This window comes from Achromobacter sp. DMS1 (assembly GCF_001270295.1).
The window spans coordinates 1-16,561 of record NZ_LHSJ01000150.1 but is presented as its reverse complement, the minus strand read 5'-3'; the positions used below and the strand labels follow the sequence as shown (position 1 = coordinate 16,561).

12 protein-coding genes and 5 pseudogenes are annotated in these 16,561 nt (G+C 67.2%); 6 read left to right on the top strand and 11 right to left on the bottom strand.

Going from position 1 to position 16,561, the window contains the following annotated elements:
• Window positions 1-225 (top strand): annotated as a pseudogene (locus AD428_RS26830) (hypothetical protein); the annotation flags it as partial.
• Between the two features lie 10 nt (window positions 226-235).
• Here the strand turns inward: AD428_RS26830 and AD428_RS16700 are convergent.
• From AD428_RS16700 to AD428_RS16660, 9 genes and pseudogenes are all read right to left on the bottom strand, one after another.
• Window positions 236-2,026, bottom strand: a complete 1,791-nt coding sequence (locus tag AD428_RS16700) for an aminopeptidase P family protein (RefSeq protein WP_053245926.1) — start codon at window positions 2,024-2,026, stop codon at window positions 236-238.
• Window positions 2,027-2,039: 13 nt separating this feature from the next.
• Window positions 2,040-2,861 carry a M55 family metallopeptidase gene (locus AD428_RS16695; RefSeq protein ID WP_053245925.1) on the bottom strand — a complete coding sequence of 274 codons (822 nt, stop codon included), beginning with the start codon at window positions 2,859-2,861 and terminating at the stop codon, window positions 2,040-2,042.
• A 5-nt stretch (window positions 2,862-2,866) separates the two neighbouring features.
• Entirely contained in the window at window positions 2,867-3,997 is a 1,131-nt protein-coding gene (locus AD428_RS16690) for a P1 family peptidase (RefSeq protein ID WP_053245924.1), read from the bottom strand.
• Between the two features lie 75 nt (window positions 3,998-4,072).
• On the bottom strand, window positions 4,073-4,969 hold the full coding sequence (gsiD, locus tag AD428_RS16685) for a glutathione ABC transporter permease GsiD (protein ID WP_053245923.1): 897 nt from the start codon (window positions 4,967-4,969) through the stop codon (window positions 4,073-4,075).
• Between the two features lie 7 nt (window positions 4,970-4,976).
• Window positions 4,977-5,897, bottom strand: coding sequence for a glutathione ABC transporter permease GsiC (gene gsiC / locus AD428_RS16680; RefSeq protein WP_053245922.1), 921 nt, complete (start codon window positions 5,895-5,897; stop codon window positions 4,977-4,979).
• A gap of 77 nt (window positions 5,898-5,974) precedes the next feature.
• The gene (gsiB, locus tag AD428_RS16675; RefSeq protein ID WP_053245921.1) at window positions 5,975-7,528 is read right to left on the bottom strand and encodes a glutathione ABC transporter substrate-binding protein GsiB; all 1,554 of its coding nucleotides are present in this window, start codon (window positions 7,526-7,528) and stop codon (window positions 5,975-5,977) included.
• Between the two features lie 107 nt (window positions 7,529-7,635).
• The gene (locus AD428_RS16670) at window positions 7,636-9,519 is read right to left on the bottom strand and encodes a dipeptide ABC transporter ATP-binding protein (RefSeq protein WP_053245920.1); all 1,884 of its coding nucleotides are present in this window, start codon (window positions 9,517-9,519) and stop codon (window positions 7,636-7,638) included.
• Between the two features lie 73 nt (window positions 9,520-9,592).
• Window positions 9,593-10,064 (bottom strand): annotated as a pseudogene (locus AD428_RS16665) (isoaspartyl peptidase/L-asparaginase); the annotation flags it as partial.
• Between the two features lie 289 nt (window positions 10,065-10,353).
• A complete protein-coding gene (locus AD428_RS16660; RefSeq protein ID WP_053245919.1) occupies window positions 10,354-12,000 on the bottom strand; it encodes an electron transfer flavoprotein-ubiquinone oxidoreductase in 1,647 nt (548 codons plus the stop codon).
• A gap of 108 nt (window positions 12,001-12,108) precedes the next feature.
• Between AD428_RS16660 and AD428_RS16655 the strand changes: the two genes are divergently transcribed.
• The 3 genes and pseudogenes from AD428_RS16655 (at window position 12,109) to AD428_RS16645 (ending at window position 14,040) form a co-directional block, all read left to right on the top strand.
• Window positions 12,109-12,558 carry an acyl-CoA thioesterase gene (locus AD428_RS16655; RefSeq protein ID WP_235490630.1) on the top strand — a complete coding sequence of 150 codons (450 nt, stop codon included), beginning with the start codon at window positions 12,109-12,111 and terminating at the stop codon, window positions 12,556-12,558.
• Between the two features lie 118 nt (window positions 12,559-12,676).
• Window positions 12,677-13,375: a CoA transferase subunit A gene (locus AD428_RS16650; protein ID WP_053245917.1), complete on the top strand. Its 699-nt coding sequence runs from the start codon at window positions 12,677-12,679 to the stop codon at window positions 13,373-13,375.
• 12 nt (window positions 13,376-13,387) lie between these two features.
• Window positions 13,388-14,040 (top strand): annotated as a pseudogene (locus AD428_RS16645) (CoA transferase subunit B).
• A gap of 45 nt (window positions 14,041-14,085) precedes the next feature.
• Here the strand turns inward: AD428_RS16645 and AD428_RS16640 are convergent.
• Complete coding sequence (locus AD428_RS16640) at window positions 14,086-14,547, bottom strand: GNAT family N-acetyltransferase (protein ID WP_053245916.1); 462 nt, start codon at window positions 14,545-14,547, stop codon at window positions 14,086-14,088.
• Window positions 14,548-14,717: 170 nt separating this feature from the next.
• Between AD428_RS16640 and AD428_RS16635 the strand changes: the two genes are divergently transcribed.
• Window positions 14,718-15,593: a MurR/RpiR family transcriptional regulator gene (locus tag AD428_RS16635; RefSeq protein WP_053245915.1), complete on the top strand. Its 876-nt coding sequence runs from the start codon at window positions 14,718-14,720 to the stop codon at window positions 15,591-15,593.
• Window positions 15,590-15,946 (top strand): annotated as a pseudogene (locus tag AD428_RS16630) (isoaspartyl peptidase/L-asparaginase); the annotation flags it as partial. The gene AD428_RS16635 and the pseudogene AD428_RS16630, both read left to right, overlap by 4 nt.
• Before the next feature lie 18 nt (window positions 15,947-15,964).
• On the opposite strand, the pseudogene AD428_RS29955 reads toward AD428_RS16630, so the two are convergent.
• Window positions 15,965-16,216: pseudogene (locus tag AD428_RS29955) on the bottom strand (WYL domain-containing protein); the annotation flags it as partial.
• Window positions 16,217-16,561 lie beyond the last annotated feature (345 nt).

Sequence of the window (16,561 nt, the reverse complement as noted above, 5' to 3'; positions counted from 1 at the left end):
CACGGCAGCCTGTCGTTCTGGCTCGCGCAGGCCGCGGGCATCGGACTGGTGGCGCTGGCCCTCATGAATGTGGACAGCGCCGGCATCCAGGCTTTCTCGCGCTCGCCCGCCGCGCCGTGGATACGGCTGCTCGCCTACGCGGCGCTGCAATCGCTGTCTTGCGCGCTGTGCGCGCGCCTGCTCTATGGCCGGCGCGGCGGGGCAGCGCCCGCCGCCGCGGCCTGACGCCGGGGCTTCAGATCGGCGCGCAACGGCGCTCCAGCCAGCGAAGCGCCTCTCCTTCGACCAGTGGCGAAACGCGCTCGTAGACGGTGCGGTGATAGTCGTTGAGCCAGGCAAGCTCGTCTTCGCGCATGAGGGCGGGCTCGATGCAGCGCGTATCGATGGGGCACAGCGTGAGCGTCTCGAAACACAGGAACTCGCCCAGTTCGGACTCGAGCCAGCTGCGGTTGGCCACCAGGTTCTCGATGCGCACGCCCCAGCGGCCGGGGCGGTAGATGCCGGGCTCGTTGGAGGTGATCATGCCCGGCTCCATCGCCGTGTGCGGCCCCGGCGCGGCGCGGTAGGAAATGACCTGCGGCCCTTCGTGCACGTTCAGGAAGTAGCCCACGCCATGGCCGGTGCCGTGGCCGTACTCGGCTCCGCCCTCCCAGATGGGCGCGCGGGCGATGGCGTCCAGCATGGGCGAGGGCGTGCCGCGCGGGAACGAGGCGCGCGACAGCGCGATCATGCCCTTGAGCACCAGCGTGAAATCGGCCTTCTGGTCGGCGCTGGGCGTGCCGACGGGCACCACGCGCGTAATGTCGGTGGTGCCGCCCAGGTACTGGCCGCCGGAGTCGATGAGCAGCAGGCCATCGCCTTCGATGACGGCGTGCGAGTCCGGCGTGGCGCGGTAGTGGGGCATGGCGCCGTTGGTGTTGAAGCCCGCGATGGTGCCAAAGCTGGGGCACACATAGCCGGGCCGGCGCGCGCGCGCGGCCGTGAGCTTTTCGTCGATGGTGAGCTCGGTAACGGTTTCGCGGCCCAGCGCGCCCTCGAACCAGGCGAAGAACTCGCACAGCGCGGCGCCGTCCTGGGCCATGGCCTCGCGCACGTTGGCGAGCTCGGCCTCGGTCTTGCGCGACTTGAGCAGCGTGGAGGGGTTGATGGCTTCCACGCGCGGCACGTCCGGGTCCATGGCGTGGAACACCCCGCAGGTCACGCGGGCGGGGTCGATCAGCAGGGTCTGGTCGCGCTCCAGCGAACCCAGCGCCTCGGCCGCCTGCCCGTAGGCCGCCACCTCGACGCCGTCGGCCGCCAGCGCGGCGCGCACGCCCTCGTCCATCGCGCCCTCGGCCACGAAGAGCGTGGCATGGTCCGGCCCGACCAGGGCGTGGGCCAGGAACACGGGGTTGTATTCCACGTCGGAGCCGCGCAGGTTGAAGAGCCACGCGATGTCGTCCAGCGTGCAGAGAAAATGCACGTCGGCGCCGTGCCCGCGCATGGCCTCGCGCACCTGCGCCAGCTTTTCGGCCCGCGTCACGCAGGCGTGCGGAGGCAGGTGTTCGTAGATGGGCGCGGCCGGCAGGCCGGGACGGTCGGTCCAGATCTCGTCCAGCGGGTCGGCCAGGATGTCCAGTTCGGCGCCGGCGCGGGCAGCGGCGGCCGCCAGCGCCCGGAAGGCCGCCAGGCCCAGCACCTGCCCGTCCACCCCGATGCGCCCGCCGGCCTCGACGTGCCCGGCCAGCCAGTCCACGTGGCCCGGCACGGCCGCCGAGGCAATCTTCATGAGCCGCACGCAGGTGCCGGCCAATTGCGCCTCGGCCTGCACCCAGTAGCGGCTGTCCACCCACAGACCCGCAAAGTCGGCCGTGACCACCAGCGTACCCACCGATCCCGTGAAGCCCGACAGCCAGCGGCGCCCCTGCCAGCGGGCGGGCAGGTATTCGGACAGGTGCGGATCCGAAGACGGGACGATGCAGGCGGAAAGGCCGCGGCGGCGCATGGCCTCGCGCAGCCGGGCGATACGGGCGTCGGTATGGGACATGGGTGGGGAATCCTCAGCGCAACATGAATGACATGGCGGCCAGGCTATTGAGCATGCGGATGGCGGACTGCATGCTGTCGGTGGTGAACCGCAGGGTGACGCCGTCCACGCGCTCCAGCGCGGGCCACATGCAGAACAGATCGGCCAGGGCCGTGCTCTGGGTCTGCAACCGGCATTCTATAGGCGGCGCGATGCGGAACGGAACGGCCTTCTTCAGATTGCGCACGGCAGTCTCGGCCGCCGCGGCGATGGCGCGACGCGACGCCGCCGGCGACAGCGTGACGCCGCTGCCCTGGCCGCCCGCCGTCTTGGTCTGCACCCACTCCGCGCCGGGGAACAGCCCGCGCGTCTCGGCGATGAAGACGTCGTCGCCCGTGCCCAGTATGACGGGCACGCCCATCTCGCCGGCCAGCGCGCCGTACAGGCCGGCCTCGCCCAGCTCCATGCCGTTGATGAGCACGCGCGCAAAGGCGAAGCTGTTGATGGTGTGGGCCAGCACGCCGCGCCCCTGCGAGCGCGAGTGATAGCCGATCATGAACACGGCGTCGCAGCCGCCCTCTTCCAGCCCGCCCATCATGCCGAGATAGCGCGGCTTGCCCAGCACGAGGCGCGCGCGCTCGTCGAGCCCGTCGGGCAGCAGGTTGCGAAAGCCTCCGTGCGAATCGTTGACCAGCACTTCCTCGGCCCCGCCCGCGATGGCGCCCTGCACGGCGGCGTTGGCCTCGGCGGTCATCCAGGCGCGGGCGCGCTCGTACTCGCCATTGCCGGGACGGACCTGCTCGGCGTGGAACACGCCGGCCACGCCTTCGATATCGGTGGAAATCAGGATCTTCATGGGATTCAGCCTTGGTTCGGTGCGAATTCGGTATCCGCCAGCCACTGGCGCCACTCGGGCGCCGCCTCGCGGATGCTGGCGCGGCGGTGCCCGTCGCGCCCGGTAACGCTCTCGGCGCGCCAGAGCGCCGAGATGATGGATTGCTCGACCGCCTCGGCGGCGGCCTCGAAAAGCGGATCGATGCGGGACTCGTGCAGCATGGCCACGGCGGGCATCGGCTGCTCAGCGCGCTGCGGCACGGTGTAGGCCGTGGAGAACGCCAGCGCGATGTCGCCGCTGCCGTGGCCGAAGACCGAGCCGGTGCGCGCCAGCCCCGCGCCCGCGCGCAGCGACAGGCGGCGCAGCTGCCGCGAATCCAGCGGCGCGTCGGTGGCCAGCAGCAGGATGATGGACCCTTTCTCGGGCGCGACGGCGGCGTTCTCGCCGGCGCCCAACAGGCCGCGGTCCATGCGGTCGGCCAGGCGGCGGCCGAAGGGGCGGCCCGCCACCACCAGGTTGGGCAGGCGGCCGAAATTGGCCAGCACCAGCGCGCCCACCGTATGACGCAGGCCCGGCTGGATCTGCGCCATGCGCGAGGCCGAGCCGATGCCGCCCTTGAACGAAAAGCACGACATGCCGCGCCCCGCTCCCACCGCGCCCTGCTCGAAGCGCGGGCCGGCGGCGGCCAGGGCCTGCTCGTAGTGCGTCTCCCGCACCGCCAGCGCCTGGATGTCGTTCAGGTAGCCGTCGTTGCACTCGAACACCAGCGGATTGACGGTGGGCATGCCGCGCCCGATTTCCGGGTTGGCCGCGATGGCGCCGCGGATCTGGGCGTTGGCCACGGTGCCCACGCCGAAGGTGTTGGTGAGCGCGATGGGCGTTTCCAGCACGCCCAGTTCCTGCACCTGGACCAGGCCGGCGCTCTTGCCGAAGCCGTTGAGCACCGTGGCCGCGGCCGGCACCTTGTCCAGGAAGGGATCGCCCGCGTGCGGACGCACGACCGTCACGCCCGTTTGCAGCGCCCCCTCGGACAGCGTGCAGTGCCCGACGGTCACGCCGCCCACGTCGCAGATCGAATCCAGCGGACCGGACGCCAGCACGCCGATGCGGGGTTGGTCCAGGATCTGTTTTTCCATGATTGCCTCGTGCCGCCACATGTCTCGATGCAAAACGCCGCCGCGCCCGCGGCGCGCGGGGCGGCCCGGGCACGGCGGCGGTCGCGGCGGCGCGGACTACTTGCGGTCGATCTTCGGGTCCAGCGCGTCGCGCAGGCCGTCGCCCAGCAGGTTGAACGCCAGCACGGTCAGGAAGATCGCCAGCGCCGGGAACACGGCCACGTGCGGCGCGATCACCATGTCGGCGCGCGCCTCGTTGAGCATGGCGCCCCATTCCGGCGTGGGAGGCTGCGCGCCCATGCCCAGGAAGGACAGGCTGGCGGCGGTGATGATCGAGGTGCCGATCCGCATGGTGCCGTAGACCACGATGGGCGAGATCGTGCCGGGCAGGATGTGGCGCATGATGATGGTCCAGTCAGAGGCGCCCACGCTGCGCACGGCCTCCACATAGGTCATCTGCTTGATGGCCAGCGTGTTGCCGCGCACCAGCCGCGCGAAGGCCGGCACGCTGAACACGGCCACGGCCACGATCACGTTGACCATGCTGGAGCCCAGGATGGCGACCACGCCGATGGCCAGCAGCATGCCCGGGAAGGCCAGCAGCACGTCGGAGATGCGCATGGTGATGCGCTCCCACCAGCCCTGGTAGTAGCCGGCCATGAGGCCCATGAAGGTGCCCACCACGGCGCCCATGGCCACCGACAGGAAGCCCGCCGCCATGGAAATGCGCGCGCCCATGATGATGCGGCTGAAGATGTCGCGGCCCAGCGAATCGACGCCCAGCCAGTGCTTCACCGACGGGCCGGCGTTCAGCGCGTCGTAGTCGAAGAAGTTCTCCGGATCGAACGGCACGATCCAGGGCGCGAAGATCGCCACGATGACGAGCAGCAGCACGAAGATGCCCGCGCCCACGGCGAGCTTCTGTTTCTTGAACTTGCGCCAGAACTCGGTGGCCGGAGTGCGCACGTCGCCGGGCGCGGCGGCCGGGGTTGCGGCGGTAGTGGTATTGCTCATGGCCGCCTCACTTGTAACGGATGCTGGGATTGATGACGCCGTACAGCACGTCCACAATCAGGTTGATCAGAATGAATTCCAGCGAGAACAGCAGGACCAGGCCCTGGATCACCGGATAGTCGCGCTGCGTGACCGCATCGACCAGCAACCGGCCCAGTCCGGGCCAGTTGAACACGGTCTCGACCACGATGGAGCCGCCCAGCAGGAAGCCGAACTGCAGGCCCATCATCGTGACCACGGGAATCAACGCGTTGCGCAGCGTGTGCTTGATCACCACGCGGCGTTCGCTCAGGCCCTTGGCGCGGGCCGTGCGCACGAAATCCTCCTGGATCACTTCCACGAAGGAGGCGCGGGTGAAGCGCGCCATCACGGCGGCCACGGCGGCGCCCAGCGTGATGGACGGAAGTATGTAGTGCTTCCAGCTCGACGCGCCCACCGTGGGCAGCCAGCCGAGATTCACGGAAAACACCTGCATCAGCATCATGCCCAGCGCAAACGCCGGGAACGAAATGCCCGACACCGCCAGCGTCATCCCGAGGCGGTCCGGCCAGCGGTTGCGCCACACGGCCGAGACGATGCCGATGACCATGCCGAAGGTCACGGACCAGAGCATGCTGGCCACCGTCAGCCAGAGCGTGGGCATGAAGCGGTCGGCGATTTCGGTGGAGACGGGGCGCTTGGTGCGCAGCGAGGTTCCGAGGTCGCCCTGCAGCATGTGGCTGAAGTAGCGCACGAACTGCTGCGGCAGGGGCAGATCGAGCCCGAGTTCCTTGCGCACCAGCTCCACGGTCTGCTGGTCGGCGTCCTGGCCGGCGGCCAGGCGCGCCGGGTCGCCCGGCAGCATGTGCACAAACAGGAACACCACCACGGCCACCAGCAGCAGCGTGGGGATCATGCCCAATAGACGTTTGACGATGTAGGTCAGCATTGAAATTCCTGCGACATCGGCGGGGGCACCGTGCCCCCGCCGCATGTGGCCTTACAAGGGCCCGGAGGCCCCAAGGGTTACTGCTTCAGGTCGATGTCGCCGAACCAGAACGAGGTGTCCGGCTCCACATACACGCCCGAGAGGTTCTTCGACTTCACGTACACGTTGTTCTGGGTCACCAGGAAGGCCCACGGGGCGTCGTTCCAGATGGTTTCCTGAACCTTCTTGTAGATCTCGGTCTTCTTCGCGCGGTCGGTGGTGGCCAGGGCCTCCTGGACGCCCTCGTCAACCGACTTGTTCGAGTAGTACGAGACGTTGTTGAGCACCGGCGGGAAGGCGGCGGTGGTCAGCAGCGGACGCAGGCCCCAGTCGGCCTCGCCGGTCGAGGACGACCAGCCGGCGTAATACATGCGGACCTTGGCGTCCTCGGGCTTTTGCACCTGCTGCACGCGCTGCACGCGCTGGCCCGATTCCAGCACTTCCACCGACACCTTGATGCCGACCTGGGCGAGCTGCTGCTGCAGGAACTGCACCACCTTCACCGAGGTGCCGTCGTTGTAGGCCGACCACAGCGTACTCTCGAAGCCGTTGGGGTAGCCGGCTTCGGCCAGCAGCGCCTTGGCCTTCTTCAGGTCGTAGGGCCAGGGGCCGGTCTTGTAGGCGTAGTCCACGCCCTTGGGCACCACGCCGTCCACCACGGTGGCATAGCCCGAGAAAGCGACCTTGGCCAGGGCTTCCTTGTTGATGGCGTAATTGATGGCCTGACGCACTTTGAGGTTGTCGAACGGCTTTTGCTGCACGTTCATCGACAGGTAGCGGGCCATGATCGAGTTCTTGTGGTCGACCACGTCCAGCTTGTCGTTCTTGGCCAGCACGGCGGCCTGCTCGAACGGCACGGGGAACGCGAACTGGGCCTCGCCCGTCTGCACCACGGCGGCGCGGGTGTTGTTATCGGTCACGGTGCGGAAGGTCAGCGTGTCGACCTTGGGGTAACCCTTCTTCCAGTAGCCGTCGAACTTCTTGACCTTCAGGTACTCGGCCGGCTTCCATTCGACGAACTCGAAGGGGCCGGTTCCCACGGGATGAAAGCCGATGTCCTTGCCGTACTTGGCCAGGGCCGCCGGCGAGATCATCATGGCGGCCGGGTGGGCCAGCGCGTTGATGAAGGCCGAGAACGGCTTCTTGAGCGTGATCCTGACGGTGAGCGGGTCCACCACCTCGGTCTTCTCGATCACGCTGAACTGGATGTAGCGCGACAGGTGGTTGTCCGGGTTGGCGGGACGGTCGAAGTTGATCTTGACCGCTTCGGCGTTGAAGTCGGTGCCGTCGTGGAACTTCACGCCGGGGCGCAGCTTGAAGGTGTAGACCAGGCCGTCCTCGCTCACCGAGTAGTCGGTGGCCAGCACTTTCTGGATCTTGAGGTCTTTGTCGAACTCGAACAGGCCTTCATAGTAGGCCTTGCCCGCCGCCTGGTTCAGCGTGCTGTTGGTGTTGTACGGATCCAGGGTCTCGAGCGCGATCGATACCGCGAAGGTCACGTCCTTGGACGCATGCGCCAAGGGCGAGGCGAGCACGCCGAAGGCCAGCGCGGCGGCGGCCATCAGCTTGGTGGGGCGCAAAACTTTCATCATTGCAACTCCAGATTCCACAAGGGAGAAGGGGTTTGGTGGAGAAAAAAGCCGTCATTCGCGGCCGGGGATCCCAGTCTGCTGGACGGCGGCATGAGACTGCGGCCTGCTCAATATGCGCCGCCCACGGGGTGGCGCGCAACAAAATGGTCGGGGCCGACCTGCTCCAGCGGCCGCACCACGGGATCGTCGCCCAGCCTGCGGATGGGGCTCGGGATCTCGTCGGAAAGCAGCGCGCGCTTGAGGTGGCGGCGCGCCGGGTCGGCGATGGGCACGGCGGACATCAGCTTTTTGGTGTACGGGTGCTGCGGATTCTCGAAAATGGCGCGGCGCGGCCCGATTTCCACGATCTGGCCCAGATACATCACGGCCACGCGGTGGCTGATGCGCTCCACCACGGCCATGTCGTGCGAAATGAACAGGAAAGAAATGCCCATATCGCGCTGCAGGTCGATCAGCAGGTTGACAATCTGGGCCTGGATGGACACGTCCAGCGCCGACACCGACTCGTCGGCGATCACCACCTTGGGATTCAGCGCCAGGGCCCGCGCGATGCAGACGCGCTGGCGCTGGCCGCCGGAAAACTCGTGCGGATAGCGCTGCGCCATCTCGGCCGGCAGGCCCACCCGCTCCAGCAGCTCGGCCACGCGGCGCTCGGCGTCCTTGCCGCGCGCCACGCCGTGCACCAGCAGCGGCTCCATGATGGAAAAGCCCACCGTCACGCGCGGATCGAGCGAGGCGAACGGATCCTGGAACACGAACTGGATGTCGCGGCGCAGGGACTGCAGCTCGCTGGTCTTCAGATTGACGATATTGCGTCCGCCGAAGCGGATCTCGCCGCCCTGGCTGTCCACCAGGCGCAGCAGCGAACGGCCGGTGGTGGATTTTCCGCAGCCCGACTCGCCCACCAGCGAGAGCGTCTCGCCGGGATAAAGATCGAAGCTCACCCGCTCCACGGCGTGCACGCGCCGTTGCACGCGGCTGAAGATGCCGCCGCGCAGGTCGAAGCGGGTGACCAGGTCGCGCACGCTGAGCACGGGCTCGCGCTTGCCCGCCGGCGCCGAAGCGGGCGCCTCGGCAGGCGCTTGCGCGGCCGGCGCCTTGCCGTCGACCTGCAGCAGCGGGAACCGCGCCGGCAGGTCGGTGCCCTGCATGGAGCCCAGGCGCGGCACGGCCGACAGCAGCGCCTTGGTGTAGCGGTGCTGCGGCGCGGCGAACACCTGCTCGGACGGGCCTTCCTCGACCTTGTCGCCGCGGTACATGACCAGCACGCGGTCGGCCACCTCGGCCACCACGCCCATGTCGTGCGTGATGAACACTACGCCCATGTGCATTTCTTCCTGCAGCTCGCGGATGAGCTGCAGGATCTGCGCTTGAATGGTCACGTCCAGCGCCGTGGTGGGCTCGTCCGCGATGAGCAGCTGGGGCTTGCAGGCCAGCGCCATGGCGATCATGACGCGCTGGCGCATGCCGCCCGACAACTGGTGCGGATGGCGGTTCATGACCGACTTCGCCTCGGGGATGCGCACCAGCTCCAGCATGCGCAGCGCCTCGGCGCGCGCGGCCGCCGCATCCTTGCCCTGGTGCAGCTGGATGGACTCCGCGATCTGGTCGCCCGCGGTGAACACGGGGTTCAGCGAGGTCATGGGCTCCTGGAAAATCATCGCCATGTCGGCGCCGCGCACGTTGCGCATGGCCCGCTGGCTGGCGTTGACCAGGTCGATCACCGAGCCGTTGCGGCGGCGCAGCGCCATGCGGCCCTGGGCGATGCGCCCGCCGCCGTGTTCCACCAGGCGCATCAGCGCCAGCGAAGTCACCGACTTGCCCGACCCCGATTCGCCCACGATGGCCAGGGTTTCTCCCCGGTCCACGTGGAAAGACAGGTTGCGCACGGCTTCGACCGTGCGCTCCGAACCCACGAAGCGCACCGTCAGGTCTTCGACCTGGACCACGCGGTTTTCCGGCAACGCCAGGCTGTTAGCGCGATCAACCATCTTTATTCAATCCCCAACTGAAAAAACCTGCGCCGCGCTGCGCGGCGCTCGATCAAACGAGCCTGGCCGGCGCTCATCGGTAGATGGCGACGACCGGCTTCTCGCCCACGCGGGCGTAGCCCCGGTACATGCCTTCCGTGTTGAACGGCAGCGCCACGTTGCCCTGCGCATCCACCGCCACCAGCCCGCCCTTGCCGCCGATGGTGGGCAGTTTTTCGTGCACCACGCGGTCGGCCGCCGCCTGCAGGGACGCGCCGCAATATTCCATCTGCGCGGCGACGTCGTAGGCGGCCACCATGCGGATGAACATCTCGCCCGTGCCCGTGGTGGACACCGCGCAGGTGCGGTTGCTGGCATAGGTGCCGGCGCCGATCAGCGGCGCGTCGCCCACGCGGCCCACCTGCTTGTTCGTGATGCCGCCCGTGGAAGTGGCCGCGGCCAGGTTGCCCTGCGCGTCCACGGCCACCGCGCCCACGGTGCCGAATTTCTTGTCGGCGTCCAGCGGATCGGCCGGCGCGGGCTGGCCGCGCGCCACCATGGCCTGGNCGTTGCCGCGCGCGCGCAGCAGCCGCGCCACGCGCAGCCCCAGGTCGCCGCAGCCGGCCAGCAGGATGCGTTCGCTCATGGTCGTTCTTCCTTGGGACGGCCCAAGACAAAAAACGCGCCCCGCGGGGCGCCTGGCTTCACATGCCGCTGTAGACCCCGCGCGCGCGCAGCAGCCGCGCCACGCGCAGCCCCAGGTCGCCGCAGCCGGCCAGCAGGATGCGTTCGCTCATGGTCGTTCTTCCTTGGGACGGCCCAAGACAAAAAACGCGCCCCGCGGGGCGCCTGGCTTCACATGCCGCTGTAGACCGGCCCTTCGCCGCCCTGCGGGGCCACCCACACGATGTTCTGGGTGGGATCCTTGATGTCGCAGGTCTTGCAATGGACGCAGTTCTGCGCGTTGATCTGCAGCTTGTCCTCGCCGTGGTCGTCCTTGATGAACTCGTAGACGCCGGCCGGACAGTAGCGCGATTCCGGCCCGCCGTACTTGGCGAGGTTGATGCGCACCGGAACGGAGGGATCCTTGAGCGTCAGGTGCACGGGCTCGTTTTCGTCGTGGTTGGTGTTCGAAATGAACACCGAGCTGAGCTTGTCGAAGGTGAGCTTGCCGTCGGGCTTGGGGTAGTCGATGCGCGCGCACTGCGAGGCGGGCTGCAGGCTGGCGTAGTCGGGCTTGTTGTGGCGCAGGGTCCAGGGGATGTTGCCCTTGAGCACCAGCTGCTCGATGCCCGTCATGATGGTGGCGACGGTGCGGCCCTTCTTGAACCACTGCTTGAAGTTGCGCGCCTTGTTGAGCTCGGTGTGCAGCCACGAGGCTTTGAACGCTTCCGGGTAGGCCGACAGTTCGTCCTGGCGGCGGTCCGCGGCCAGGGCGTCGAAGGCGGCCTCGGCGGCCAGCATGCCGGACTTGATGGCCGCGTGGCTGCCTTTGATGCGCGAGGCGTTGAGGAATCCCGCCTCACAGCCGACCAGCACGCCGCCCGGGAAGGTCAGCTTGGGCAGGGCCAGCAGGCCGCCCGCCGTGATGGCGCGCGCGCCGTAGGCGATGCGCTTGCCGCCCTCGAAGGTGCCGCGGATGGCGGGATGGGTCTTGTAGCGCTGGAATTCGTCGAAGGGCGACAGCCACGGATTGGCGTAGTCCAGGCCCACGATGAGGCCCACCGCCACCAGGTTGTTGTCCAGGTGATAGAGGAACGAGCCGCCGTAGGTATCGGAGTCCAGCGGCCAGCCGGCGGTGTGGATCACCAGGCCGGGCTTGGACTGGGCCGGGTCGACTTCCCAGAGTTCCTTGATGCCGATGCCGTACGACTGCGGGTTGCGGCCTTCGTCGAGCTTGTAGCGCTCGATGAGCTGGCGGCCCAGCTGGCCGCGCGCGCCCTCGGCGAAGATGGTGTAGCGGGCGTGCAGCTCCATGCCCGGCTGGTAGTGGTCGGTGTGGGTGCCGTCGCGGGCCACGCCCATGTCGCCGGTGGCCACGCCGCGCACGGCGCCGTTTTCGTCGTAGAGCACCTCGGCCGCGGCGAAGCCGGGGAAGATGTCCACGCCCAGCGCCTCGGCCTGCTCGCCCAGCCACTTCACCACGTCGCCCAGGCGGACGATGTAGTTGCCCTCGTTGTGGAAACAGGGCGGCAACAGCCAGTTGGGCGTCACGCGGGCGCCTGTCTCGCTCAGGAACATGAACTTGTCCTGCGTGACAGGCACGTTCAGGGGTGCGCCTTTTTCTTTCCAGTCGGGGATGAGCTCGGTCAGGGCGAGCGGGTCCATGACGGCCCCCGACAGTATGTGCGCGCCCAGTTCCGCGCCTTTTTCAAGCACGCAGACGCCGATTTCCTGATTCTTGTTCGCGGCCAGTTGCTTCAGACGGATGGCGGTGGCCAGGCCGGCGGGTCCTCCGCCGACCACGACCACGTCATATTCCATCGACTCGCGTTCAGACATTGCAAAGCTCCCCGTTGTATTCCATATATGTGGAAGTATTATCGGCGATTGTATTGCAGGCGGCATTCGGGCCGCCTTCGTATTTTGTTCACTGACCAGGAGTTATTGGTGAAGCCCGAACAGCCGCCGGAAAGAATCCTCGCCCCGGGAGATACCCATCAGGCCGACGTGCCCCTGCGCTGGGGCGATTCGGATGCCCTGAACCATCTCAACAACACGCTGTATTTCCGCCTCATGGAAGAGGCGCGCATCCAGATTTTCCTCGCCGCGGGCCTGCCGCTGCCGGCCGACACGGGCGCCATCCTGGCGCACGCGTCCTGCGATTTCCTGCGCCCGCTCACGTATCCGGCCACGGTGCGCGTGACCCACAAGGTGGTGCGCATCGGGCGCTCCAGCGCCGAGTTCGAGCTGGCGCTCGAGAAGGCGGGCGACGACACGGGGCCCTATGCGCGCGGACGCAATGTGCTCGTCTGGATGGATTACGTCGCCAATGTGTCCGCGCCGTGGCCGCCCGAGGTGCTGGCGCGGCTGGCCGCGCAGTTCCAGCCGGCCGCCTGACGGGCGTGCAATTGCCCGGCATGCCGTTAAAATCGAGCGCAAACCAAGAATCACAATAGCGAGGGGGCGCCGTCCCGGTACGACCCTCTTCCGTTCACATTAACCAGGAGTTGGAGCGATGGACAAGGTTTATGCAAGCGCCCGGGAGGCGCTGGCAGGCATCGTCAAGGACGGCCAGATGATTGCCGTGGGAGGCTTCGGCCTTTGCGGCATTCCCGAGGCCCTGATCGCGGCGCTGCGCGATTCGGGCGTGAAGGATCTCACCTGCGTCAGCAATAACGCGGGCGTGGACGGCTTCGGCCTGGGCCAGCTGCTCAACACCCGCCAGGTGCGCAAGATGATCGCCTCCTACGTGGGCGAGAACAAGGAATTCGAGCGCCAGTACCTGTCGGGCGAACTCGAGCTCGAGTTCACGCCCCAGGGCACGCTGGCCGAGAAGCTGCGCGCCGGCGGCGCCGGCATCCCGGCGTTCTTCACCCGCACCGGCGTGGGCACCATCGTGGCCGACGGCAAGGAAATCCGCGAATTCGACGGACAGCAGTACGTCATGGAACGCTCGCTGGTGCCCGACGTGTCCCTGGTCAAGGCCCATATCGCCGATCGCAGCGGCAATCTGGTGTTCCGCAAGACGGCGCGCAACTTCAATCCCAACGTGGCGATGGCTGGCAAGATCACCGTCGTCGAAGTGGAAAAGATCGTCGAGACCGGCGACCTGGACCCCGACCAGATCCACCTTCCCGGCATTTATGTGCAGCGGATCGTCCTGAACGCGAATCCCGAAAAGCGCATCGAACAACGCACCACTCGCCCGGCCTAAGGAGAAGACGACATGGCATGGTCCCGCGATGAAATGGCGCGCGCGCCGCGCGCGAGCTGCAAGACGGTTTTTACGTGAACCTGGGCATCGGCCTGCCCACCCTGGTGGCCAACCACGTGCCCAAGGGCGTCGAGGTGTGGCTGCAGTCCGAAAACGGCCTGCTGGGCATCGGTCCGTTCCCCACCGACGACGAAGTCGACCCCGACCTCATCAACGCCGGCAAGCAGACGGTCACCACGCTGCCCGGCTCTTCCATCTTTTCCTCGGCGGATTCGTTCGCGATGATCCGCGGCGGCAAGATCAACCTGGCCATCCTGGGCGCCATGCAGGTGTCCGAGAAGGGCGACCTGGCCAACTGGATGATCCCGGGCAAGATGGTCAAGGGCATGGGCGGCGCCATGGACCTGGTGGCCGGCGTGGGCAAGGTGGTGGTGCTGATGGAGCACGTCGCCAAGAAGAAGGACGGCACGGAAGACATCAAGCTGCTGCCCGAATGCACGCTGCCGCTGACCGGCGTGGGCGTGGTCGATCTCATCATCACCGACCTGGGCGTGATGGAAGTCACCGACGACGGCCTCAAGCTGCTGGAGCTGGCGCCCGGCGTCGCCGTGGACGAGATCCAGTCCAAGACCAAGGCCAAGCTGGATGTCTCGGCGGTGAAGTAATCGCCCGGCACGACCTCGAAACGGCGCCCCTCGCGGGCGCCGTTTTCATTTGGACGGCGCGTCGAGCAGCATGCCCACGTGCGGGATGCCGTCTTCCATGTATTCGTCCGTGACCGGCACGAAGCCGTGGCCCGCATAGTAGTTCCGCAGGCGGGCCTGGGCGTTCAGGTAGAGCGGCCGGCCCGGCCACAGGCGTGCGGCCTCGGCCTTGGCGCGGCGCATGAGTTCGTGCCCCAGGCCGGCGCCGCGGAATGCGGGCGCGGTGATCACCCGGCCGATGACCGCGCGGCCTCCGTTCAGCGCGGGCTCCAGCAGGCGGCAATAAGCCGCCAGCTCGCCGTTTTCCCAGGCCATGAGGTGCGCCGTTGCGCCTTGCAGGTCTTTGCCGTCCAGATCCAGGTAGACGCATTCCTGTTCCACCACGAAGACTTCGGAGCGCAGCCGCAGCAGCGCGTAGAGCTCGGCCGGGGCGAGTTCGGAATGGGGCTTGCAGATCCAGGCGGGCATGGAAACTCCAGAAAGACGGGAGGCGTAAGCGTAACGCCTGCCGGCCCCGTTTTTTTCTCCCGACTGTTACATCTGAGCGCGGGTATACCCTGAGTATGAAAATCTATTTTCTTATCTAAAATTTGCATGTAAACAGATTTACATATTCGTTCCCACGCTTTTTCCCCTCGATGACCAAGGCCGCACTTACGATCGCTGACCGCATCGCCCGGGCCCAGCCCGCGCTCAGCCGGACGCAGCACAAGATGGCCGAATACGTGCTGGCGCACCAGTTCCGGGTGGCCACCATGACCATCGACGAATTCGCGGCGGCGGTTGGCGTGTCGGTGGCGACGGCCAACCGTTTCGCCCGGGCGCTGGACCTGCCCGGCTATCCGCAATTCCGCGCCGAGCTGGCGCGCGGCTTCGAGGCCGCGCTGGAGCCGGTGGAAAAACTGCGCACCGAACTCGCGCACCCCGCCAGCGCGGCGCAGATCTTCGCCGCGACGCTGCAGGAAGACATCGACAACGCACAGCGCAATCTCCAGGCCCTGGACGCCCAGGCCTGTGAGCGCGCCGTGGACGCGGTGCTCGGCGCCGACCGGGTCTTCATCATCGGTTTCGGGGCCAGCGGCTTCCTGGCCGGCCTGCTGCAGCGGGGCTTGTGCATGCACCTGCATTCGGTGGAATCCCTGGCCGGGCCGGGCGGCGTGTCGCACGCCGCGCGCCAGATGTCGCGCATGACGTCCAGGGATCTGGTGATCGCCATCGGCTTTCCGCGCTACCTGGCCGACACCGTCACGCTGGTCAACGCCGCGCGGCAGGCCGGCGTGCCAGTGCTGGTGCTGACCGACAAGCCCACTTCGCCGCTGGCGCCCGCCGCATCGGTGGTGCTCTACGCATATTCGGCGCGCCAGCTCATGCCCAATTCCGAAACCGCCGCCCTGGGCCTGATCGAAGCGCTCTCGGCGGCGGTGGCCTATCGGGCCAAGAATTCCGTCGCGGCCGCGGCCGGGGTGACCCAGTCCGTGATGCCGTGGCTCATCCATGGAGTAGGAAAACGATGATTCAACCCGTGATCGCCATTCACGGCGGCGCCGGCGCGCTGACGCGCTCGGCCATGTCGCCCGAGAAGGAGCGCGAGTACCTGGAGGCGCTCGAGCGCATCGCTGGCGGCGGGCAGGCGGTGCTCGCGCAGGGCGGCAGCGCGCTGGACGCGGTGGAACCGAGGCCGTGCGCCTGCTGGAAGACTGTCCGCTTTTCAACGCCGGGCACGGCGCCGTGTTCACCAGCGCCGGCACTCACGAGCTGGACGCCGCCATCATGGACGGCGGCCACGCTGCGCTCGGGCGCCATCGCCGGCGTGCACCGCGTGCGCAACCCGGTGTTCGCCGCGCGCAAGGTCATGGAAAACAGCGAGGACGAAATCGCTGAAGCGCTGGCGCTTGTGGCAAAACGCGCGCACGTGCCAACGAAAGCCATCGTAGCCAAGAGCGTGTGGTGACAGCAGGCGAATTGATTCGTTCAAGGACGTCATGGACTGGTAACTGACTCGAATGGCTTCCTGCTGCCGTATTGCACGGACCACCAATTCGACAGTCTGCTCGTCGATGGTGCGCCAGGGGGAAGGCGCCCAATCTATCTCCGGCGCGGAGCCGATAAAGCTGGCCGCTGACTCAACCACCCCCATCTTGGTTGCCAACAGTTCTGCCAGATAACGTTGTGCAGAGCTTCGCTGGTAAAGCGGACGAAAACTCTGCGTTGCCGTGTAGGTCTTGGAGCTGCGGTCGTATGTCAGGTTATTCGGGGCCAGTTCGGTGTACTTGGCAATATCAAGTGACGCTTGAGGCACTGATATGCCGAAGTGCTCAGTGAGATCCATTCGATTGATGCGCCGCTCCCAGCGCAACCGAAAATCGATGAATTGAAGTCTGCTCTCCAACCCCCAGCTCAGCCCCTTGGGCTCAACAGGTTCGGCAGTAGCAACGGGAGGCTCTTGCATCAGTAGCGCCTAAAAAGTAGACTGATCGAAAAA